25 protein-coding genes, 1 tRNA gene and 1 pseudogene are annotated in these 19,053 nt (G+C 71.0%); 11 read left to right on the top strand and 16 right to left on the bottom strand.

Annotated features, from left to right (window positions below; all coding sequences use genetic code 11):
• The first annotated feature begins 23 nt into the window (after positions 1-23).
• Positions 24-431 (top strand): hypothetical protein, encoded by a 408-nt coding sequence (locus ACK8GG_RS02280; protein ID WP_440354270.1) that lies wholly within the window; start codon positions 24-26, stop codon positions 429-431.
• Positions 432-477: 46 nt separating this feature from the next.
• Here ACK8GG_RS02280 and ACK8GG_RS02275 read toward each other — a convergent pair whose 3' ends face one another.
• Positions 478-684 (bottom strand): helix-turn-helix domain-containing protein, encoded by a 207-nt coding sequence (locus tag ACK8GG_RS02275; RefSeq protein WP_396702712.1) that lies wholly within the window; start codon positions 682-684, stop codon positions 478-480.
• Positions 684-1,163, bottom strand: coding sequence for a DUF2975 domain-containing protein (locus ACK8GG_RS02270; protein WP_440355412.1), 480 nt, complete (start codon positions 1,161-1,163; stop codon positions 684-686). Before ACK8GG_RS02270 ends, ACK8GG_RS02275 begins: the two co-directional genes overlap by 1 nt.
• 111 nt (positions 1,164-1,274) lie before the next feature.
• On the opposite strand from ACK8GG_RS02270, the gene ACK8GG_RS02265 reads away from it, so the two are divergent.
• Complete coding sequence (locus ACK8GG_RS02265; RefSeq protein ID WP_440355411.1) at positions 1,275-1,727, top strand: GNAT family N-acetyltransferase; 453 nt, start codon at positions 1,275-1,277, stop codon at positions 1,725-1,727.
• 29 nt (positions 1,728-1,756) lie between these two features.
• On the opposite strand, the gene ACK8GG_RS02260 is transcribed toward ACK8GG_RS02265, so the two are convergent.
• From ACK8GG_RS02260 to ACK8GG_RS02250, 3 genes are read right to left on the bottom strand one after another with little or no spacing between them, the layout of a single operon-like run.
• On the bottom strand, positions 1,757-2,539 hold the full coding sequence (locus ACK8GG_RS02260) for an alpha/beta fold hydrolase (RefSeq protein WP_440355410.1): 783 nt from the start codon (positions 2,537-2,539) through the stop codon (positions 1,757-1,759).
• The gene (locus tag ACK8GG_RS02255) at positions 2,536-2,733 is read right to left on the bottom strand and encodes a hypothetical protein (protein WP_440355409.1); all 198 of its coding nucleotides are present in this window, start codon (positions 2,731-2,733) and stop codon (positions 2,536-2,538) included. Before ACK8GG_RS02255 ends, ACK8GG_RS02260 begins: the two co-directional genes overlap by 4 nt.
• 51 nt (positions 2,734-2,784) lie before the next feature.
• The gene (locus ACK8GG_RS02250) at positions 2,785-3,279 is read right to left on the bottom strand and encodes a DinB family protein (protein WP_440354277.1); all 495 of its coding nucleotides are present in this window, start codon (positions 3,277-3,279) and stop codon (positions 2,785-2,787) included.
• A gap of 62 nt (positions 3,280-3,341) precedes the next feature.
• Between ACK8GG_RS02250 and ACK8GG_RS02245 the strand changes: the two are divergent.
• The 3 genes and pseudogenes from ACK8GG_RS02245 to ACK8GG_RS02235 form a co-directional block, all read left to right on the top strand.
• A pseudogene (locus ACK8GG_RS02245) lies at positions 3,342-3,473 on the top strand (pyridoxamine 5'-phosphate oxidase family protein); the annotation flags it as partial.
• A gap of 1 nt (position 3,474) precedes the next feature.
• Positions 3,475-4,314 (top strand): hypothetical protein, encoded by an 840-nt coding sequence (locus tag ACK8GG_RS02240; protein WP_440354278.1) that lies wholly within the window; start codon positions 3,475-3,477, stop codon positions 4,312-4,314.
• Between the two features lie 305 nt (positions 4,315-4,619).
• Entirely contained in the window at positions 4,620-4,847 is a 228-nt protein-coding gene (locus ACK8GG_RS02235) for a hypothetical protein (protein ID WP_440355408.1), read from the top strand.
• A 62-nt stretch (positions 4,848-4,909) separates the two neighbouring features.
• Here ACK8GG_RS02235 and ACK8GG_RS02230 read toward each other — a convergent pair whose 3' ends face one another.
• Positions 4,910-5,287 (bottom strand): VOC family protein, encoded by a 378-nt coding sequence (locus ACK8GG_RS02230; RefSeq protein ID WP_440354280.1) that lies wholly within the window; start codon positions 5,285-5,287, stop codon positions 4,910-4,912.
• A 147-nt stretch (positions 5,288-5,434) separates the two neighbouring features.
• Between ACK8GG_RS02230 and ACK8GG_RS02225 the strand changes: the two genes are divergently transcribed.
• Complete coding sequence (locus ACK8GG_RS02225; protein WP_440355407.1) at positions 5,435-5,638, top strand: hypothetical protein; 204 nt, start codon at positions 5,435-5,437, stop codon at positions 5,636-5,638.
• Between the two features lie 162 nt (positions 5,639-5,800).
• On the opposite strand, the gene ACK8GG_RS02220 is transcribed toward ACK8GG_RS02225, so the two are convergent.
• Complete coding sequence (locus tag ACK8GG_RS02220) at positions 5,801-6,367, bottom strand: hypothetical protein (protein WP_440355406.1); 567 nt, start codon at positions 6,365-6,367, stop codon at positions 5,801-5,803.
• A gap of 302 nt (positions 6,368-6,669) precedes the next feature.
• Between ACK8GG_RS02220 and ACK8GG_RS02215 the strand changes: the two genes are divergently transcribed.
• Positions 6,670-7,536 (top strand): phosphotransferase, encoded by an 867-nt coding sequence (locus ACK8GG_RS02215; protein ID WP_440355405.1) that lies wholly within the window; start codon positions 6,670-6,672, stop codon positions 7,534-7,536.
• Here ACK8GG_RS02215 and ACK8GG_RS02210 read toward each other — a convergent pair.
• Entirely contained in the window at positions 7,491-7,895 is a 405-nt protein-coding gene (locus ACK8GG_RS02210) for a hypothetical protein (RefSeq protein ID WP_440355404.1), read from the bottom strand. The genes ACK8GG_RS02215 and ACK8GG_RS02210 overlap by 46 nt on opposite strands.
• 205 nt (positions 7,896-8,100) lie before the next feature.
• On the opposite strand from ACK8GG_RS02210, the gene ACK8GG_RS02205 reads away from it, so the two are divergent.
• Complete coding sequence (locus ACK8GG_RS02205; RefSeq protein WP_440355403.1) at positions 8,101-8,625, top strand: pyridoxamine 5'-phosphate oxidase family protein; 525 nt, start codon at positions 8,101-8,103, stop codon at positions 8,623-8,625.
• 682 nt (positions 8,626-9,307) lie between these two features.
• Here ACK8GG_RS02205 and ACK8GG_RS02200 read toward each other — a convergent pair.
• A complete protein-coding gene (locus tag ACK8GG_RS02200; RefSeq protein WP_440355402.1) occupies positions 9,308-9,637 on the bottom strand; it encodes a DMT family transporter in 330 nt (109 codons plus the stop codon).
• Between the two features lie 77 nt (positions 9,638-9,714).
• Between ACK8GG_RS02200 and ACK8GG_RS02195 the strand changes: the two genes are divergently transcribed.
• Positions 9,715-9,861, top strand: coding sequence for a hypothetical protein (locus ACK8GG_RS02195; RefSeq protein WP_440354287.1), 147 nt, complete (start codon positions 9,715-9,717; stop codon positions 9,859-9,861).
• Positions 9,862-9,893: 32 nt separating this feature from the next.
• Here the strand turns inward: ACK8GG_RS02195 and ACK8GG_RS02190 are convergent.
• Positions 9,894-9,967 (bottom strand) — tRNA-Thr (locus tag ACK8GG_RS02190).
• 155 nt (positions 9,968-10,122) lie between these two features.
• Between ACK8GG_RS02190 and ACK8GG_RS02185 the strand changes: the two genes are divergently transcribed.
• Positions 10,123-11,847, top strand: coding sequence for a metallophosphoesterase family protein (locus tag ACK8GG_RS02185; RefSeq protein WP_440355401.1), 1,725 nt, complete (start codon positions 10,123-10,125; stop codon positions 11,845-11,847).
• Here ACK8GG_RS02185 and ACK8GG_RS02180 read toward each other — a convergent pair.
• The 6 genes from ACK8GG_RS02180 to tmk form a co-directional block, all read right to left on the bottom strand.
• Entirely contained in the window at positions 11,834-12,718 is an 885-nt protein-coding gene (locus ACK8GG_RS02180; protein WP_440355400.1) for a PSP1 domain-containing protein, read from the bottom strand. The two genes, ACK8GG_RS02185 and ACK8GG_RS02180, sit on opposite strands and share 14 nt — an antisense overlap.
• Positions 12,719-12,751: 33 nt before the next feature.
• On the bottom strand, positions 12,752-13,414 hold the full coding sequence (locus tag ACK8GG_RS02175) for a hypothetical protein (protein WP_440355399.1): 663 nt from the start codon (positions 13,412-13,414) through the stop codon (positions 12,752-12,754).
• Positions 13,414-13,722: a hypothetical protein gene (locus ACK8GG_RS02170; RefSeq protein WP_440355398.1), complete on the bottom strand. Its 309-nt coding sequence runs from the start codon at positions 13,720-13,722 to the stop codon at positions 13,414-13,416. The genes ACK8GG_RS02175 and ACK8GG_RS02170 overlap by 1 nt, the downstream gene beginning before the upstream one ends.
• Positions 13,719-14,048, bottom strand: a complete 330-nt coding sequence (locus ACK8GG_RS02165) for a YbaB/EbfC family nucleoid-associated protein (protein WP_440354291.1) — start codon at positions 14,046-14,048, stop codon at positions 13,719-13,721. The genes ACK8GG_RS02170 and ACK8GG_RS02165 overlap by 4 nt, the downstream gene beginning before the upstream one ends.
• Positions 14,049-14,198: 150 nt before the next feature.
• Positions 14,199-15,398: a DNA polymerase III subunit delta' gene (locus tag ACK8GG_RS02160; RefSeq protein ID WP_440354292.1), complete on the bottom strand. Its 1,200-nt coding sequence runs from the start codon at positions 15,396-15,398 to the stop codon at positions 14,199-14,201.
• Complete coding sequence (tmk, locus tag ACK8GG_RS02155) at positions 15,398-17,458, bottom strand: dTMP kinase (protein WP_440355677.1); 2,061 nt, start codon at positions 17,456-17,458, stop codon at positions 15,398-15,400. The genes ACK8GG_RS02160 and tmk overlap by 1 nt, the downstream gene beginning before the upstream one ends.
• A gap of 372 nt (positions 17,459-17,830) precedes the next feature.
• Here tmk and ACK8GG_RS02150 point away from each other — a divergent pair, with 372 nt between their 5' ends.
• The gene (locus ACK8GG_RS02150; RefSeq protein ID WP_440355397.1) at positions 17,831-19,039 is read left to right on the top strand and encodes an amino acid deaminase/aldolase; all 1,209 of its coding nucleotides are present in this window, start codon (positions 17,831-17,833) and stop codon (positions 19,037-19,039) included.
• Positions 19,040-19,053: the final 14 nt, after the last annotated feature.

Genomic DNA, 19,053 nt, shown 5'->3' with positions numbered 1-19,053 from the left:
GCAGACCGTCGTGGGGAGAAGAAGTGGACGAGTACAACCCGGAGCCGGTCGACTTCGCGGAGCGCACGGTGCGCAGACGTCAGGGGTGGCTTCGCCGTACGGTCACCACCAAAGACACCACCACCGTGTACGACCGCGAAACGGTCAGGCGGTGGATTCGCGAGATGCACCAGGAAGGTCGTCAGTCGGTGACCGTCAACCGACCTTGGGGATCGGTCTGCGTGATGAGCGCCGGAACTCCCCCGACTGGTGTCATGGTCTTCGAGCCGACCCGGTTCACGTACGCGGGCACTCCGCTCGGCATGCCGACGCCAGATGGCATGCCGGCAGCGGGTGACGCTCCACTGACGCCCGCCGAGGTGGAGCAGATCGTGCTCGACGCGCTCACCTCGGAGAGCCTCCCCGAATGGCCACAATGGCGGGAGCGCTGACGGCGTTTCGGCGCACGCCGACATGCACATGCCGTCGGAGGCTCCTTCATTCCTCGACGTATTCGAGGAGGTCGCCGGGTTGGCAGTCGAGGACCCGGCACATCGCCTCCAGGGTGCTGAAGCGGACGGCCTTGGCGCGGCCGTTCTTGAGGACGGCGACGTTGGCCGGGGTGAGGCCGACCCGTTCGGCGAACTCGCCGACGCTCATCTTGCGCTTGGCCAGCTGCACGTCGATGCGGACGACGATCGGCATCAGATCACCGCTTCCATGTCGGTACGCAGCGTGGTGGCCTGCCGCAGCAGCGCGCGCATGACCACCATCAGCAGCCCGAGCACGCTCACCCCGACGACCAGCAGGAAGAGCAGCAGCGGCAGACCGGGGTCGCCTGCGGTGAAGCCGACGTAGAGAAAGACGCCGAGCAGCACCAGCCAGGCGGCGCCGATCGCCCAGACGATCACGTCCACCCAGCGCAGCGACTCCTCGCTGAAGATGCTGTCCTGGCGGACCCGGGTGAGCAGCTTCCAGGTGGAGACGATCACCACCTGGACGCAGAGCACCAGGAAAACCGCCACGGCCGTCGCCGGCCACCGCAGGTACGCCTGCTCCGGCGACTCCTTGGCCATGTGCGCGAACTGCCCCGGCAGCGACATGGTCTGGAGCACCACCAGTACGCCGAAGAGCACCACGAGAAAGACACGGAGAGCGGCTACCGCTCGACGCTCAGTCAACATATATCGACTATCAGGAGGAACCTATCGAAAGTCAATCGGTTCGACTATCTCTGTGAAAACGGGTGCGCCCCGGCCAGAAGTCGTCATGGCAGGGTGTCCGGGGAGGTACGAATGTCAGACCTGACGATCCGACCGGCCACCGCGGGCGACGTTTCCGCGATCGTGGCGATGCTCGCCGACGACGTGCTCGGCGCGACCCGGGAGTCCCCGGACGACCTGGCGCCGTACCTGGCGGCGTTCGCCGTGATCGACGCCGACCCGCACCAGAAGCTCGTCGTCGCCGAACGCAACGGCCGCGTCGTCGGCACCCTGCAACTGACGATCCTGCCCGGCCTGTCCCGCCGCGCCACCATCCGCGCGCTGGTCGAGGCCGTACGGGTCGCCGGCTCCGAGCGGGGCAGCGGACTCGGTACGGAGCTGTTCCGCTGGGCGATCGACGAGGCCCGCCGCTGCGGTTGCGGGCTGGTGCAGCTCACCACCGACCGCACCCGCGCCGACGCGCATCGGTTCTACGAGTCCCTCGGCTTCGAACCCACCCACATCGGCTACAAGCTGACGCTGTGAGCCGCCGGCTCCATCGGGGCCGACTGCGTTCAGGCGCCGGCGAGCCGCAGCAGGCGCGGATCCGTTGTCCCGTGCAGCCAGGAGCGCAGGACCTCGTTGAACAGGTCGGGATCCTCGGCACTCCAGATGTGATGCAGGCCCGGCGCGAGCCGCAGTTGCGCCTGCGGTGCGGCGGACGCGATGAGCCGCAGGGAGTTGCGCACCAGCGCTTGGTCCTTCTCCCCGGCGATCACGAGCAGCGGGCCGCGGTAGCGGTTCAGGTTCGCCGGAATCCCACCCGCGAGCACCTCCGCATTCATCGCGGACGCGGTTTCGGCGCGTACGGAGAGCCCGTGCGCGATGTAACGCGAGCGTGAGTCCTGCGGGATTCCGAACGCTGCGGCTTGCGCCCGCCAGAACCAGGGCGCCTGCCAGAAGGCCAGTTGCAGCCGGCAGATCAGACGCACCCCGGCACCTGCGGGTTCGACCGGCGCTCCGGTGACGAACGCCGAGCGCACCCGGTCGGGGTGGCGCGCCAGCACCCGCAGCGCCACCAGGGCACCCAGCGAAAGCCCGGCGAGATCGAAGGGACCGTCGACCCCGTGGTCGGTCACCCGCGCCACCACGTCGTCGGCCATCGCGTCGAGGCCCCGCCACCCCTCACCCGTACGCTCGCCGAAGCCCGGCATATCGGGGGTGAGCACCAGCCGGTCCGCGAAGGCGGGCAGCTGCGGCTCCCACATCCAGTTCGCGACGTTGCCGCCGTGCAGCAGCACCAGCGGACCACCCGCCGGGGTAGTCGCGGGTGGATGCACCTCGGCGAAGGCGCTCACGTGAACTCCTTTTCGACAGCGTCGAGCCAGGCGAGTTCGGTACGCAGGTGCGCGACGCCGTTGTCGAGCGTGGAGAGCCGCAGCCGTGCCCCCCGATCGTCGGCGATGGATTCGGCACGCATCCGCTCCAGGTGCGCCAGCCGCTCCTGGACGCCCGCCCGGCGCTGGGCGAAGAGCGGGCGCAGACTTGTCAACTAGTGTCCGGCATCGAGGGCCGGAGAGCCGTGGCTGTCAATGAGGGCGGTTCACCGGCCGGTGGCGCCGTCGACCAGTTCCCGCAGGATGTCGGCGTGACCGGCATGCCGGACGGTCTCGCCGGTCATGTGGGCGAGCACCCAGCGCAACGTACGCGGCTCGTCGGCGACCGGCTGGGCGGTGAGCGCGTCGGGGCCGGCGGCGGCAAGGAGATGGGCGTCGCTCTCGGCGATCGCCGCCCGGTAGTCGGCGATGACCTCCTCGGCTGACCGCTCCGGCGCGACCACCATGTCGAAGTCGAGATCCGCGTAGCGCGCGTCGCCGGCGAAGGTGTAGCCGAACCAGTACCGCTCCGCGTCGGTCAGGTGCTGCACCAGCCCAAGCAGCGTGGTGTCGGAGACGACCAGCCGCCGCCGCAACTGCTCCTCACCCAGACCGGCAACCTTCTTCAGCACGCAGGATCGCGCGAAGGTCAGGAACGCGAGAGCGGTATCGAGCTCGCCACCGTCGTTGCCCGGCACGGCCTCCCGCTGCGACTCCAACATGGCCCGACCGTACGTGGCAGCCGCGCGCCTGGATAGGGTGCGCGCATGATCGAGGACGATGCATGCCGCTGACGAACCCGTGGCTGGGCGGGCCGACGCCGACACGCCGACTCGATCGCGATCGGCTTGAGGAGCGCATCCTCCACCTGCTGTCGTCGCAGAACATGTGCGTACTGGGGGCACCGGATTCAGATCTTGACGGTTACGCTGCTGCAACATGACGAGGGAGGCGCGGTGCGCAATCGGCTGCGGAGCATTGCGGTGCTGCTGCTCGGCGCGCTGCTCTTTGGCACGGCCGGCCTGAGCCTCGGCTCCTGGTATGGCGGTCGCGGCGCCGTACCGCTCAGCGAAGACCGGGCGCAGGCCATGGCGGCGGAGCTGTTCCCCGGGGCCGAGCCGACCGGCAGCGTGGTGGTCGCGCGCGCCTACCGGTACGGCGTCTTCCTGGCCCCGGACGATTACGGATCGGCGCGTGTCACCTTCCAGTACGGCAACGGCCCGGAGTGCGCGCTCTCTGACGAGTTCCAGCGCAACGCCACGTCGCTCGGCTGGCAGGACCTCGACGTCCTAACGGACGATACGTGCGACGGCCGGCGAGCCGAGTCGGACGGCGTGGTCGCCACGCTCACCCACGAGGCGAGCGGGTCGAGGCTGAACATCATGTCGGCCGCACCGGACAAGTTCCTCGCCGCCACGCTCATTGGCACCCTCCTGGGCGCCGCCGCCGGTGCGGCACTGTTCGGCCTGGTGGGGCGGTGGCGCCGGCCCGTACCGGTGCTGGTGCGCGCGCTGGTGACGGTCGGCCTGCTGCCGGGCGTCGCCCTCACCTGGCAGGGCATGCGCCTCGCCGGGCTCACCGAGACGGTGTGGCCCATCTGGCAGGAACTCGCGCCGCTGCTGATGCCGTTCTGGCTGGCCCTCCTGGTGGTCGGCGTGATCGCGTACGTGAGGCTGCGGCGTACGGGCGGCTCGGGCACCGACTCTGCGGTCGCCGCGAGCGAAACCAGGCCAGGTGCCGACGTCGGCCATCAGTAGCCGACCAACCGCGGCTCCCGCACGACAGGCTGCCCGGTGCGGGCGACGTGCCCGCGATCGTGGGCCCTACCAGCAAAGACCCGTGGCGCCAGGAGGCGACTCGATCACGAACGGCTTGACGAGAACATCCTCAACGTGCCGTCCTCCTGGCCCGTCGTTTCGCCGGCGCGTCCGGCATTGACCGCGATTACTCTCGAAGCACACCTTTGGCCGGTCGGGAAGTGAGTGAGCGGATCGGGGCAACCATGAGCGAGGGCGAGCCGGACCGCACAAACGTACGCAGGCGCTTGCTCCGCCGGTGGGCCTTGACCGCCGGCGTGCTGGGCCTGGCAGCGGTGGCAGGCTCCGCGATGGCCCGGCAGAGCACGGTGACCAACGCGGAGGCAGCCGTGGACTACGCCCGGGCACACGTCCCCGACATCCAGATCGAGGCTTGTGAGGGCACGCATTCCCTGCCGTTCGAGCAGCCCGAACGGATCTCCGCCTGCCTGACCGAGTTCATGGACGCCCACGACCCGGCCGCTGCCGGCTAGCCGAGATGAATGACTGAATCGGCAGCATCGACCGGGCAGCCCGACTCCGCATCACAAGAGTGCTATTCGATTGCCTGGCGTTCGGCGGCGCTGCGCAGCACGCAGAACTCGTTGCCCTCCGGGTCGGCCAGCACCATCCAGCCAGTGCCATCCGGGTTGCGCCGATCTTCGACGACGGACGCACCCAGGGCGCGAATCCGCTCGATCTCCTGATCACGCAGCACCTCAGGCTGCAGGCAGACGTGCACCCGGTTCTTGACGCTCTTTGGCTCCGGCACCCGCTGGAACCACATCGTGTTGCCCGGCGGGTCGATCGCCACTTCCTCGTCCTCCGGCGTGAACTGCGGGTCGACCACGCAGTCGAAAACCCTGGCCCAGAAGTGCGCCAACTCGTACGGGTCAGCGCAGTCGAACGTGATGTTGCGGATGACAGTCCCCATCCGGCCACCCTCACACCTGCGCCACGGAGAGGTCAACCTGCATCAATGCGAAGACAGTTGCAGCCGGTCCAACCCGGACTTGCTGCGCTGGCCAGGGGCGGTACGCGAGGGGTGGTTTGCTGGTCACGGCGTTGGTACGGTTCCGCCGTGGATCAACTCCAAGCGAAACAGGTGGGCAACCGGCGTCTGTCCGGCACCGTGCTACTGACCGCCGGCGTCCTGATATCCCTGCTCTCCATGATGTCGGACTCCGACCATATGGGACCGCATCTGTTCGCGGGCTTCCTCGTCCTGACCGGGATAGGGCTGCGCATCGAGGCAGCAATCATCGACCGCGGCTCCCACCACTGAGAGTGATCAAACCGACGTCCCTCGCCGACACGACCGGCGAGGAACGAACCGACCACCGGTAACAGCTACCACCCATCCCGCACGCCGGCGGAGGCGCTGCGAAGCCGGACCAGATGGCGAAGGATGCGGACCGCTCACCTGCCGGTGGCCCGGAACCTCAGGTCAGCCCTGAACGCCGGCAGCGCGGGCGACGGAGCGCCGACGTGCCGCATAGGCCACGGCAAAACCCGACAACAAGACCACCGACAACGGCAACGGGCCGGCGTCCTGGGAGATTCGAACCCACAGCGGTGTTTCGACTCCGCTGCCCGGCTCGCCCAGATTCCTTACCGCGCCAGTCATTGCGGCGGGCAGCCACAGCAGCGCGTACTCCCGGGGGGCCTCCGTCGCGCTGAACCTCGTCACCACGAACGCGACCATCGCCGCTTGCATCGCGATGACTGCGCCTATCCCGCCGACCATGATGGCAAGGCGTGAGTGGGAGCGCCGTACCAGGAAGACGGTGGCCAGCAGGACGGCCCCCCAGAGCGAAGCGGCAAGCAGAACCGCCAGCGACCGTACGCCGAGCGGACCCGTGATCACCGTCAGCACCAGCACCGACGCGGCAAGGGTTACCACCAGGGGCAGAAGTCTCCAACGACGCCGCTTGGCCAGCATCCGGCCAAGCATCACGGCAACCGCCAACAGCACAACCGCAGCCCCGGAGAAGAACAAGACCTCGGACGACACCGGTACCCGCTTCCGTAAATTTCAAGAGCGTGACCGCGGACGATACCGGCAGCGCGATAGCTTCGCCGCCCCCTGAGAGCGAATGTCCTGCTCGGGCAGTCGATGACTGTCCAGCCTCGCTGGACGGGGGCGACAGGCACCGCGCTGTACGGGCGCAAAATCTGGGAGACGATGAGTTCCCACTGGCCGACCGCCGACCAGGCCGAGGACATCGGCCCCATGGATATCACCGGCGCCACACTCGCCGCAGCAGCCGCCGAACCCGCCGCAGCCTGGCAGGGAGTGACAGGAGAGGTGTGCCGATGCGGAGTGACTGGACTGCCCTGCCGGACGCCGTGGTCGACGGAATCGCGGACCGCGTCGGCCGACCTTTCGCCGTAGTACCGGCACCGTCCGGTAACCACGCGGAGATCGCCGCGACAGTCACCGGGCCCGACGCCGCGGCTTTCGTGAAGGCCGCGTCCACGGGTGCCCAGTCACTGCGCTACGAGCTGGCGGCAACGCTTGCTGCGGCCAAGGTCACCGACACCGCGCCCGTGGTCCGGTGGCATTTCGAGACAACCGGCTGGCTGGTGATGGGGGCCGAACTGCTGAACGGCCCCCACCCCGACCTCTCACCCGGCGCGGCCGACCTCGACCTGTTGACGGCGGCACTGAAAGGGCTTCAGGAGACCTCTGCCCTGGGCGAGCCGTGGTTCACCCCAGCGGCCCGACTTGGCTGGTCGCATCCGGCGATGGACGGCACGGTGCTGGTCCACAGCGACCTCAACCCGACCAACATGATCGTGACCGCGGACGGTTTACGGATCGTCGACTGGGCGTGGGCGACGAGGGCGGCCCCGTGGGTTGAGCTGGCGCTACTCGTCCAGTGGCTGATCGGCAGCGGCCACACCGGCGGGCAGGCGGAGGAGTGGCTGTCGCAGTTTCCCGTGTGGGAAGCGACCGGCCCTGACGTGCTGGACGACTTCGCCGTACGCAACGCCGCGAAGTGGTCGGCGAAAGCCCGGCAGCACCCCGACAGGTGGGTACACGACCTTGCGGACTGGACCGGCGAGTGGGCGATCTTCCGACGGGATTTCATGTTCGCCCGGGCTGATGGCCGCCAGCGGAGCCTGCTTGGGCATCATCCCGCCCGGCGCGCTTCCGGGAGCAGCCCGGCGCCCTCTTGACCCTTTGCCGCCGGCAGGTCGCGAAACCACCGCCGGGACGATGCGGGCCACCGCACCAGGCCGAAGACGAGTAACGCGCCAACGGTCTGCGGCAGTGCGCCCCACGGATCAAACCGGAGCCCGAGGACACCGATCACAAAGATGATGTTGACGATCACGGTGGTCCAGAACAGAGCGTGCCTGCTGCCACGCCACAGGCCGTAAGCCAACGCCAGGAAGAGAGCAACGACCAGCAACCCGACAACGATCCCCTCGATGCTGGCAAATATCAGCGACGCCGCGAGCACGACTGCCAAGGTGGCGATCATGGCGGCGGCGACGACGGGCATGGGAACGCGTTGCCGATCTTGCTCGATCATCGGCTCAGGGTAGCTGCCGTCCGCCCGACCCAGGGCGTTGAGCTGCGACTGTGCTGCCGCCTTGTATGGGATGACGCCCCGCGTGATTAATCGCTGCTGAGAAAAGAAGTACGACACAAGGTGTCAGGTTTTTGATCGAACATGGTTTCACCGGTCGGCGTCGGTGGTGGACGTGAACCGACCTTACGAATAGACAAGGACCTCGATGCGCGAAACGCCGGAAGATCTCAAAGAGCTCCAGAGTCTCCTGGACTCCTCTCTGTCCCGCTCCACCTCGCATCTTCGCTCAATCATCAATGAGCGCACCCTGACCGCGGAGCAGCTCACCCAGGTACTCACCGGCATGTGCACCCTTGCCCTTTCCACCGTAACGGCGAAGGGCGAGCCGCGGATCAGCGGCGTGGACGGGCATTTTCTACACGGCAGATGGCATTTCGGGACGGCGCCCAGCGCCGCCAAGGCCCGCCACCTCGCCGCCCGGCCGGCCGCCAGCGTCGCGCACATGCGTGGCGAGGACTTGGGCGTTTTCACGCACGGTACGGTCGAGATCCTCAACCCTCAGGACAGTGAGGCTGCCGCGGACTGGCCAGACCTGCTCAACTACTTGAAGGACTTCTACGGCGACGGCGACGACGCCTTCGATTGGGACAACGAAGTGGTCTTCTACCGGCTACACCCGCACTGGATGACCGTCTACGCCCCAGACGTCGACAAGCTCACCGCCAAGTGACCCCAGGCCAGCTCTTTCCATGGAGCCGCCTGACGGAATCGAACCGTCGACCTACGATTACGAGATCAAGATGGGCGATCCGGCGACCTGCGCATGTGCGCTTCTACCAGCGGAAACGCCTCTCGGCATCTCTCACCACTCCCCCACCGCCCGTCGACCTCATGCGGACTAGATGCACGGCAAGTTGGCGGTCTCGGGATTAGAAGAAGATCGCGGAAGGCTGGTCGGGTGGCTGCGCACCTGGTCAGCCCGGCCGTCGTTGTCGGGTGGCGTAGGCGTGAGCCGGTGGTCCTGGCTGTACGAACGGCTGTAGCGGCAGCGGCAATGGCTGTCTATCGTCCATGATCATGGATGCTTCGATCGTGGTTGTTCTCTCCCCCTTGCTGGCGCTGGTCGTCTCCTACTGGGTGATCCGCCTGGCCGTCCGACACGCGATCCAGGATGCGGACAAGCGAAGGTCACGGGGTGATGGAGCGTAAGCCGGGCTCGCGCAGCAGACAGTCTCCTGCCTGCCATCCCACCACCCACGAACCGCAACCGTTCGGCAACTCCATCTCGGAGTCGTCTGGCCCCCGCCGGAGGCATGCCCTTAATCCTGCCGGCGCGCCGGCCGATGCCGGCGCTTGCTCCGCCAGCAGGCCGAGCGCGTCCGGCGCGGCCCGCATGCGGGCCGCCTTGATTCTTAAGAGGACTGTTCGGCAACTTCGTGCGGTCGCCTGTCCCGCCTGGTTCGCTTGCTGAGGATGATGCCGCTGAGGACCAGGACGACACCGGCAATGATCGCCACGGTGACCGCTTCGTTCAGGACGGCCCATCCGAGGATCACGGCGACGATCGGCAGTAGGTACGTGACGACCGACGCGGCGGTTGGTCCTTCGTCCTGGATGATCCGGTAGTTCAGGACGTAGGCGATACCCGTGCCGAGGGCACCCAGCACGAGCAAGCTTCCCACTGCGTCCCACCGCCACTCGGGTGCGTCGAGGCCGGCCTCACCCCGCACGACCTCCGGCACACCGCAGCGAGCCTCGCCGTGGCGGCGGGTGCCAACGTCAAGGCCGTACAGCGGATGCTCGGCACGCCTCGGCGTCGATGACGCTGGACGTGTACGCGGGCCTCTTCGGTGACGACCTGGACTCCGTCGCCGACCTCCTGGACGAAGCGGTAGCGGCGCGGGATGCGGACTATTTGCGGACTGGCACGTCCGGCGGCGGCGTTGTCGATCTCGGAAAACGGTGAAGCCCAGGTCGTTGACCTGGGCTTCTGTACCGAGCCGCCTGACGGAATCGAACCGTCGACCTACGCATTACGAGTGCGTCGCTCTAGCCGACTGAGCTAAGGCGGCAACGCCGCTCAGTGTACGACACCGCGCCCTCGCCAAGCTCCCGGGTATCCCGCCGACGGGGACGGCGCCCACGCCCGGCCCCGGCACCGGGCACAGGCCCGCGGCGAGCATGCGCCACCACCCGCCCGCGGTGATCGACGGCTATGCTCCGGCCGGTGACCGTTGACCCGCCCCGCCCGGCCACCGACACCCCCCGCCGCCGTACGCGCCCGCGCGACACCAGCCCGCACGAGCTGGGCTTCACGCCGCGCAAGGCGGTGCGCTGGCTCAATCCGGGTCTGCTGATCAGCACCGGGATCCGTACGCTGCTCGCCATGCTCTTCGGGGCGTACCTGGACAAACGGGAGTTGCAGAACTCGCTGCGCGCGGACGTACCGCAGCAGGTGGGGCCGGACGGTGGGCTCTGGCTGGACTATGTCGCCGACCTGGGGGACGGGTTCGACGCGACGTACTCGGTGGCGTATCTGCTGGGGCGGGCGGAGCTGGAGGTCGACGGGCACCGGCTGCCGCGGGCGCAGACCCTGGTGATGGGGGGTGACCAGGTCTATCCGGTCGCCGGGCAGCAGGCGTACGAGGACCGCTGCAAGGGGCCGTACCAGGCGGCGCTGCCGCATCCGCCGCCCGACGGGTGCGAGCCGACGCTCTTCGCGGTCCCCGGCAACCACGACTGGTACGACGGGCTGACCGCTTTCCTGCGGATGTTCGTGCGGACCCGCGAGCGCAGCTTCGGTGGCTGGCGGACCGGGCAGACCCGCTCGTACTTCGCGGTGTCGCTGCCGGCGGACTGGTGGCTGCTGGGGCTCGACGACCAGTCCGGTTCGTACCTCGACGATCCGCAGCTGACCTACTTCGAGCAGGTCGCGGCGGGTCTCGGCCCGCAGTCGCGGGTGATCCTCGTGGTGCCGGAGCCGTCCTGGGTGAAGTCCGTCGACCACCCCGAGGCGTACGACTCGATCGACTACTTCATCCGTACGGTGCTCGCCCCGACCGGCGCGCAGGTGCGGCTGATGATCTCTGGGGATCTGCACCACTACAGCCGCTACAGCGGCGCGCAGCGGGAGCTGATCACGTTCGGCGGCGGCGGGGCGTACCTCTACCCCACCCACCAGCTCCCGGAGCGACTCGAGGTGCCGCCGCGTGACACGCTCGCCCGCCGGTCCAGCCCCACCGAGGCGTACGACCTGGCCGCCCGCTACCCGGACAAGGCGACTTCCCGCCGGTACGGCCTCGGGATCTTCGGGCGGCTGCCGCTGCGCAACCCGGGCTTCACCTGGCTGCTCGGCACCTTGCAGGTGCTCTTCATGCTCGCCGCCGCCGGGGCGGTGACGAACCGGGCCGACGCCACCGCGCAGCGGCTCTTCAGTGTGCCGCTGGTGGCGATGGCGCTGCTGATGCTGGCCGCGGCGATCGGCTTCGCGCAGCCGCCGACCGCGAGCGGCAAACGGCACTCCCGGCACTGGATTCTCGGCGTCGCGCACGGGACGGCCCAGTTGGCGCTCGGCGCGGCCGGCACCTGGCTCTGGCTGCAACTGCCCCTGGATTCCTGGGTGTGGCCGCTGCCGGCGGTTGTCGCCGTGCTCTTCTACACCCCGGTCGCCGGGCTGCTCTCCGCCGAGCTGGCCGCGGCGTACCTGCTGGTCGCCAGCGCCTTCGGGGTGAACCTCAACGAGCTCTTCGCCGGACAGGGCATCGAGGACGCCAAGGGCTTCCTGCGGCTGCGCATCGACCCCGACGGCTCGCTGACGGTCTACCCGATCGCCGTGGACCGGATCTCCCGCCGCTGGCTGGCCCGCCCCGACGGCGCCCCGTCCGACCCGTGGCTGGTGCCGGAACAACCCCTGCCCGTACGCCTCGCCGAGCCGCCGATCACCCTGCGCTGACGTCCGGGTCCGCCGTCGCGCTCTCCGGGTCCGCGGTCGCGCCGCCCCGGCCGCGGTACGCCCGCCGGGAGCCGCAGACGTCGGCGAGCGAACAGCGGCTGACCTCACCGTCGGACAGGCGGCGCACCGTCACCGTCTCGCTCGGCGGGTGCCGGGACACGACCCGCGCCTCCCCGTCGGGGGTGTTCACGCGTTCCCCGTTGCGCGGGTACGTCTCGGCGGCGCCGGCGTAGAGCGGGTGCTCGTACTTCAGGCAGCACATCAGCCGCCCGCACGCCCCGGAGATCCGCATCGGGTTCGGTGGCAGCTCCTGGTCCTTGGCCATCCGTACGGTCACCGGCTCGAAGTCGGTGAGGAAGGTGGCGCAGCAGAGGTCGCGTCCGCAGGAGCCGATGCCGCCCTGCACGCGCGCCGAGTCGCGTTCGGAGAGCTGGCGCAGCTCCACCCGGCAGCGCAGGGTCGCGCCGAGGTCGCGTACCAGGGCCCGGAAGTCGACCCGGTGCGGGGCGGTGAAGTAGACGGTGATCCGCTCGTCGCTGCCGGCGGCGGCGTGGACCTGGTCGACGCCGACGACCTTCATCGGCAGCTCGTGCGCCCGGATCAGCCGCTTCGCCGCCACCTTCGCGTCGGCTTTGCGCCGGCGGCGCCGCTCGTCGCGGTGCAGGTCCTCGTCGCCGGCGAGCCCGACGAGCCGTGGGAACCCGCCGGTCTCCTCGGTGACCCACTGCGCCGCCCAGACACACTCGGCGACCTCGGGGCCCTCGTCGGTGGGCACCAGTACCCGGTCGCCGACGCCGGGGCGCAGCTCACCGGGGTCGAAGTAGTAGAGCCGGCCGTACCGGTTGAAGCTGACGGCGCAGAGCATCCCCATCTGGTCACCTCACCGCCGGCGGGTGCCGCCGGCTCACGGTTGGACCCTCGTGGTCGCTTCCCAGTCGACCGGCATCTCCACCGGCGGCCGGTAGAACGACTCGGCCAGGTGCGGGCCCCACTGCCGCAGCAGCGTCTCCGCCCCGTCGTACGCCACGTTGAGCGCGCCGAGCACCCGTGCGCCGATCTCGGCCGCGGCGAGCGCCACGCCCCGGTCGGCCACCGCCGGGTCGGCGCCGCAGACGGTGACCGCCTCCGCCGAGCCGAGCAGCTCCACACAGGTACGCGCCAGCGTGCCGCGGCTGCTCTGCACCCAGTCGGCGAGCGCGCCGGCGTACCCGGCGGTTGCCTCCATCCGCCCCACCAGACTCTCCGGACCGCCGTCGAGGTGGGTGGCGAGCGCGGTGCGTACGCCCGCGAAGGTGTTGCCGGCGGCGCCGTCCCAGCCGCCGTCGGCGATTTCGAGGCCCGCCTGGTCGTAGCCGCGGGTCAACCGCCGCACCTCGTCTGCGGCGGCGATCAGCGGCTCCGGGCGCAGCGCGGCGAAGGCGGCGTACGCGTCCCCGGGGAGCATCCGCATCCGGCGCAGCGCCGGCCAGAGCGGGTGGTGGTCCGGGGCGCCGGCGGCGGCGATCAGCACGTCGACGCGGCCGAGCAGGTCGCGCACCGGCGCGGCGAGCCGGTCGAGTTCGTCCATCAGGTCTCCCGGCGCTGGCGGTGCAGGGCCAGTTCGTCGATGTCGGCGTAGTTCCCGGCGGCGGCGCGTACCGCGTCGGCGGTGGCGGCGAGCCGGGCGGCGGCCTCGGCGGCCTCGCGGGCCCGGGCGTCGCTGGCCTGGCGCCACTGGCGGTGCAGGGCCCGCCCCAGTTCACCCGCACGGCCGTTGGCGTCCGCGCCGAACGCCGGATGCGGCGGGTCGGCGCCGGGAACGGCGTACGAGATGGCGGCGACGGTGGCCGCGGCCCGGTCCAGCCGGGCGGCGAGCCGGTGCAGACTCTCCATCATGCCTCTGCCAACGGCCGATAGGTCTCGAACGTTTCGGTGTGCAGCTTTTCCCGTGCCCAGCGGGCGGCGTCGGCGGCGGCGGTGACGGCCGCCTGCACCGACGCGGCGATCTCCCGGGGGCCGCGCCCCTGCAGTGGTCGGCAGAAGCGGACGTCGGTGATCGTGCCGTCGGCGGTGACGACCACCTCGACGAGCCCGTCGGGCGAACTGACGGTCACCTCCACGGTGGAGACGGCCTGATCGAACTCGGCCTGGAGCGATTCGATCCGCCGGTATCGACGGATCGCCTCCTCGATCCAGGCTTCGTCGAGCTCTCCCCGCCCCATCGCAGGCTCCTCCCGCGCGCCAGTCACGTATCGTGCCGCCGCCGTCGCGCTGCGGCATCTCGGTCGGCACGGGAACCGTACCGGCCCGGCAGCGGAGAAGAAAACCCCTGGTCCAAGATCGAATCGATCGGGGCCATTCGATTCCCGGGCTCAGCCCTTCCAGAGGGCGAGCATCATCGACTCGACAGCGATGCGGGGCTTGACGTTGGCGTTGATCGCCGTCCGGCACTCCAGGATCGCCTCCAGCCGCCGCAGCGTCCCCTCGGGGCCCCACTTGCGGGCGGCGCCGGCGGCGAGCTCGGCGGTGTCGGCGTGCACCGGGGCGACCGGGGCGCCCATCGCGGACGCGAGCACGTCACGGTAGAAGGCGGCCAGGTCCACCAGCGCCCGGTCCAGGGCGTCGCGCTGGGCCCGGGTGGCCCGCGACTTCTGCCGCTTCTCCAGGTCCTTGATCTGCCCGGCGGCGCCGCGCAGCGCCCCGGCCGCACCGCGCCCGGTCCCGCCGCCGCCGAGCGCGGTCTGCAACGCCGCCTTCTCGGCCGCGTCCGACTCCAGCACCGACGCCGCTGCCTCCGCCTCGGCCGCCTCGATCAGCGCCGCCGCGGCGTCGAAGGCCGCGCCGACACCGGTCAGTTTCCGGGGCAGCGCGAGCACCGCGTCCCGGCGGGCGCGCGCCTGCGGGTCGCGGGCCAGCCGCCGGGCCCGCCCGACGTGTCCCTGGGAGGCGGCCGCCGCCCAGGCCGCCGTCTGCGGGTCGATGCCGTCGCGGCGCGTCAGCACCGTCGCCACCGCCTCGGCGGAGGGCTGCCGCAGCGACACCACCCGGCAGCGGGAGCGGATGGTGACCGAGATGTCGTCCGGGTGGGTCGAGGGCGTGCAGAGCATGAAGACCGTCCGCGGGGCCGGCTCCTCGATCGCCTTCAGCAGCGCGTTGCCGGCCGCCTCGGTGAGCCGGTCCGCATCCTCGATGATCACCACCTGCCAGCGTCCGCCCGACGGGGTGCTCGCCGCCCGCAGCACCAGCGCGCGCATCTCGCCGACACTGATCGAGAGCCCTTCGGGGACGACCAGCCGGACATCGGCGTGGGTGCCGCCGAGGGTGGTCCGGCAGGCGGGGCAGTCACCGCAGCCCGTTCCGCGCGCGCACTGCAGCGCCGCGGCGAACGCCCGGGCCGCCACCGACCGGCCCGAGCCGGGCGGACCGGTGAAGATCCAGGCGTGGGTCATTCCGCCCCCCTCGCCGGCCGGAGCGTCCCCGGCGGCGAGCAGCCGCCGCGCGGACTCCGCCGCCCGGCGCAGGACCTCCACCGCGTCGTCCTGGCCGACGAGATCGGCGAAGACCTCGGACATCAGGGCCGCCGTTCCGGCTCACCGTTCGCCGCGCCGATCAGCTCCGCGTCCGACAACTCCGGCTCGACGCTCACGTCGGGCTGCCGGGCCGGCTCCGGGCGTACGACGCTGGCGGGGTCGCGGACCATCGGCTCGATGCGGGCCAGGATCGAGTCGAAGGTCTCCTCGGCCGGACGCGCGGCGTCGAGCACCAGGTAGCGGGCGGGGTCCTCGGCGGCCAGATCCAGGTAGGCGAAGCGCAGCCGCTCGGCGAACTCCGGCGACTCCTCCACCTCGTCGGCGCGCTCCGGGCTCAGCCGGGCCAGCGCCACGGCCGGGTTGACGTCCAGCAGCACCACCAGGTCCGGCTTGAGACCACCGGTGGCCCAGGCCGACAGCCACGAGAGCTGATCGACCGGAAGCCGCCGGGCGGCCTGCTCGTACGCCAGCGACGAGTCGACGTAGCAGTCGCTGAGCACCACCGCGCCGCGTCGCAGGGCGGGCCGGACAACCGTCGCCACGTGCTGGGCGCGGCGTGCGGCGTGCAGCAGGACGTCGGCGCGCGGGGTGACCGGCGCCGGCGCCACCTCGGAGAGGATGCCCTCGGCCTCGGTCTCGGGGACCGCGCCGGGGTCGCCGGTGATGACGACCTCGCGGCCGTCCTGCCGCAGCGCGTCGGCGAGCGCCTGCACGTGGGTCGACTTGCCGGCGCCCACTCCGCCCTCGAAGACGACGAAGAGCCCGGCGGAGGCGAAGGGCTCGGCTGCGGCGAGCGGCCGGCCCCGCATGGAACCCCAGAGGTCGGCCAGCACCGGCACGCCCGGCTTGTCGTCCATCTGCCGGAAGGCGCTGATGCCGGCGACGATGCCCGCCGCGCCGGCGACCAGCAGCAGCAGCCGGGTGGAGGAGACCGAGATGCCCAGGTCGGCGATGCGCAGCTCCCGGGAGCCGCCGATGCCGACCAGCAGGCTGCTCAGCGAGATGGCGAGCATCAGCACCAGCCGGGCGCCGATCTGCACCACCGCGAAGACCCGGCCCCGTACGTCGTCGGCGACCTCGCCGCCGAGCAGCGTGGTGCCGGCCAGGAAGGCCATGCCGGCGCCCGCGCCGACCAGGATCGCCCCGAAGATCGCCAACGCCAGGTGGGGGGCGGCGGAGAGCCCCATCACCGACGCGGCGGCCAGCACGATGCTCATGCCGAACCAGCGGCGCCGGGACAGCTCGCGTACCAGCGCCGGTCCGACGCCGACACCGATGGCCAGGCCGAGGAAGACAGCGCCGAAGAGCATGTAGAAGGCGGCCTCGCCGGCGCCGAGGGAGAGTGCGAAGAACTTCGCCACGCCGACGACGACACCGCCGGCGGCGAAGGCGCCGAAGATGCCGAGCACCAGCCCGCGCACCAGCGGCGTACGGCCGATGAAGCGCCAGCCGTCGACGAAGAGGCGGACCATGCTCTGTTCCTGGTGGTCGCCGCGGACCACCCGTCCGCTGATCTCCTTGATCCCGAACCAGACGACCAGGGCGGTCGCCAGCCGGGAGAGCGCGTTGAGGAAGAGCGCCAGCATCGCCGGGTTGGCCCAGGTCGACGGGGTCGGGCCGGAGAGGGTGTCGACCACGACAGTGAGGATCGCCAGTCCGCCGGCCGCGGCGATCGGCGTGATGCCGTACGTGGTGATCAGGCTGAGCTGGTTGGCGGTCTCCAGCCGGGAACGCGGAATCAGGTTCGGGACCGCGGCCTCCTTGGCCGGGATCCAGATCATGGTGATCGTCTCGATCAGGAAGGTCGCGATCGCCGCCCAGGCGACGGCGACCGCGCCACTGGCGCCGAAGATCGCCACCATGGGGATGCTCGCGAAGAGCACGAACCGCAGCAGGTCGCAGATGACCATGGCGTGCCGCCGGTCGAAGCGGTCGGCGAGCACCCCCGCGACGGGGCCGAGGAGCAGCGCGGGCAGCAGCCGGATGGCGATGGTGCCACCGAACGCGGCGCCCTGCGCGGTGCTCCCCTCCACCAGCGAAGCGGCGAAGATCGACGTGGCGAGCAGGCCGAGCCAGTCGCCGAAGGAGGCGGCGCTGAGCACGAGCCAGAGCCGGCGGAACGGCCGGATGCGCAGCACTGCCCGGATCGCGGCGTATCCGCTCGGGGAGACGGGGGCGGCCTCGCCGGTCACCTGCCCGGCCGACTCGCTCTGATTGGTCTCGATGGCGCTTACCTCCGTGCCGGCCCGTCACCGGGGATTCCGGGTGCCCACTCTAGTCGGCGAGCCCTCGTGACCCGGCCCTCGACGTGCGCCCCGGGTCGGCGAGACCACAGCGCGCCGGCGCAGCGGTGGCCACGCCTGGCGTACCCGGGCGGGCCGGAACGGACACGGGGTGCCGACGGTGACGCAACGGGCAGTCGGCCGAGGGTGCAGCTGTTCCCCGGGGAGGGCGCGCGGCGTTAGCGTACCCAGGTGCCCACCACACGAGATGATCTCCGCGGCCGGCTCGACCGGGCGACCGCGACGCTCGACCCGCCCTTCGCGGCGGTCGACCTCGCCGCCTTCGACGCCAACGCCGCCGCGCTCGGCGAGCTGGCCGGCGGCAAGCCGGTACGCGTGGCGAGCAAGTCGGTGCGCTGCCGGGAGCTGCTCAGCCGGGTGCTGGCCCGCCCGCAGTGGGCCGGTGTGCTCGCCTTCACCCTCGCCGAGGCGAACTGGCTGGTGAGCTGCGGCGTGACCGACGACGCCGTGGTCGCGTATCCGACAGCCGACCGGCAGGCCCTGGCCGAGCTGGCCGGTGACCCGCGGCTGGCCGCGGCGGTCACCCTGATGGTCGACGACCCGGCGCAGCTCGACCTCGTCGACGCGGTCGTCGCGCCCGCCCACCGGCCGCCACTGCGGATCTGCCTGGACCTGGACGCCTCCTGGCGGCCGCTGGGCGCCCGGGTGCACGTCGGGGTCCGCCGCTCGCCGGTGCACACCGCCGCCGCGGCCGGGGCGCTCGCCGCCCGCATCGCCGGACGGCCGGGTTTCACGCTGGTGGGGGTGATGGCGTACGAGGCGCAGATCGCCGGACTGGGTGACGCGCCGCCGGGGCAGGCGCTGCGCGGGGCGGCGCTGCGGCTGATGCAGCGCCGGTCGTACCGGGAACTGCTGGCCCGGCGCGGGGCGGCGGTGGCCGCGGTCCGCGAGCACGCCGAGCTGGAGTTCGTCAACGGCGGCGGCACCGGCAGCCTCGCGGCGACCAGCGCCGACCCGGCAGTCACCGAGGTGACAGCCGGGTCCGGGCTCTACGGGCCGACGCTCTTCGACGGCTACCGGGCCTGGCGGCCCAGCCCGGCTGCCTTCTTCGCCTGTCCGGTGGTGCGACGGCCGGCGCCGGGGATCGCCACGGTCCTCGGCGGCGGCTGGATCGCCTCCGGTCCCGCCGAGTCGAGCCGGCTGCCGATGCCGTGGCTGCCGGCGGGGCTGAAGCTGCTCGGCACCGAGGGAGCCGGCGAGGTGCAGACCCCGCTGACCGGCGCGGTCGCCGATTCGCTGCGAATCGGCGACCGGGTCTGGTTCCGCCATGCCAAGGCCGGCGAGCTCTGCGAGCACGCCAACGAGCTGCACCTGGTCGACGAGGACCGGACGGCCGGCACGGCGCCGACCTACCGGGGCGAGGGCAAGGTGTTTCTCTGACGCCGCCGGCCGTC

The organism is Melissospora conviva (genome assembly GCF_049523535.1).
Classification (GTDB): domain Bacteria; phylum Actinomycetota; class Actinomycetes; order Mycobacteriales; family Micromonosporaceae; genus Melissospora; species Melissospora conviva.
This window is presented reverse-complemented; position numbering and strand designations above follow the sequence as displayed.

Coding starts and splice junctions, on each gene's coding strand:
- ACK8GG_RS02175 (WP_440355399.1), bottom strand. CDS start 13,414: ATGGACGAACTCGACCGGCTCGCCGCGCCGGTGCGCGACCTGCTCGGC.
- ACK8GG_RS02180 (WP_440355400.1), bottom strand. CDS start 12,718: ATGGGGATGCTCTGCGCCGTCAGCTTCAACCGGTACGGCCGGCTCTAC.
- ACK8GG_RS02230 (WP_440354280.1), bottom strand. CDS start 5,287: ATGGGGACTGTCATCCGCAACATCACGTTCGACTGCGCTGACCCGTAC.
- ACK8GG_RS02165 (WP_440354291.1), bottom strand. CDS start 14,048: ATGGGGCGGGGAGAGCTCGACGAAGCCTGGATCGAGGAGGCGATCCGT.
- ACK8GG_RS02265 (WP_440355411.1), top strand. CDS start 1,275: ATGTCAGACCTGACGATCCGACCGGCCACCGCGGGCGACGTTTCCGCG.
- ACK8GG_RS02275 (WP_396702712.1), bottom strand. CDS start 684: ATGCCGATCGTCGTCCGCATCGACGTGCAGCTGGCCAAGCGCAAGATG.
- ACK8GG_RS02210 (WP_440355404.1), bottom strand. CDS start 7,895: ATGATCGAGCAAGATCGGCAACGCGTTCCCATGCCCGTCGTCGCCGCC.
- ACK8GG_RS02205 (WP_440355403.1), top strand. CDS start 8,101: ATGCGCGAAACGCCGGAAGATCTCAAAGAGCTCCAGAGTCTCCTGGAC.
- ACK8GG_RS02160 (WP_440354292.1), bottom strand. CDS start 15,398: ATGTCCGAGGTCTTCGCCGATCTCGTCGGCCAGGACGACGCGGTGGAG.
- ACK8GG_RS02170 (WP_440355398.1), bottom strand. CDS start 13,722: ATGATGGAGAGTCTGCACCGGCTCGCCGCCCGGCTGGACCGGGCCGCG.
- ACK8GG_RS02215 (WP_440355405.1), top strand. CDS start 6,670: ATGCGGAGTGACTGGACTGCCCTGCCGGACGCCGTGGTCGACGGAATC.
- ACK8GG_RS02250 (WP_440354277.1), bottom strand. CDS start 3,279: ATGTTGGAGTCGCAGCGGGAGGCCGTGCCGGGCAACGACGGTGGCGAG.
- ACK8GG_RS02195 (WP_440354287.1), top strand. CDS start 9,715: ATGACGCTGGACGTGTACGCGGGCCTCTTCGGTGACGACCTGGACTCC.
- ACK8GG_RS02270 (WP_440355412.1), bottom strand. CDS start 1,163: ATGTTGACTGAGCGTCGAGCGGTAGCCGCTCTCCGTGTCTTTCTCGTG.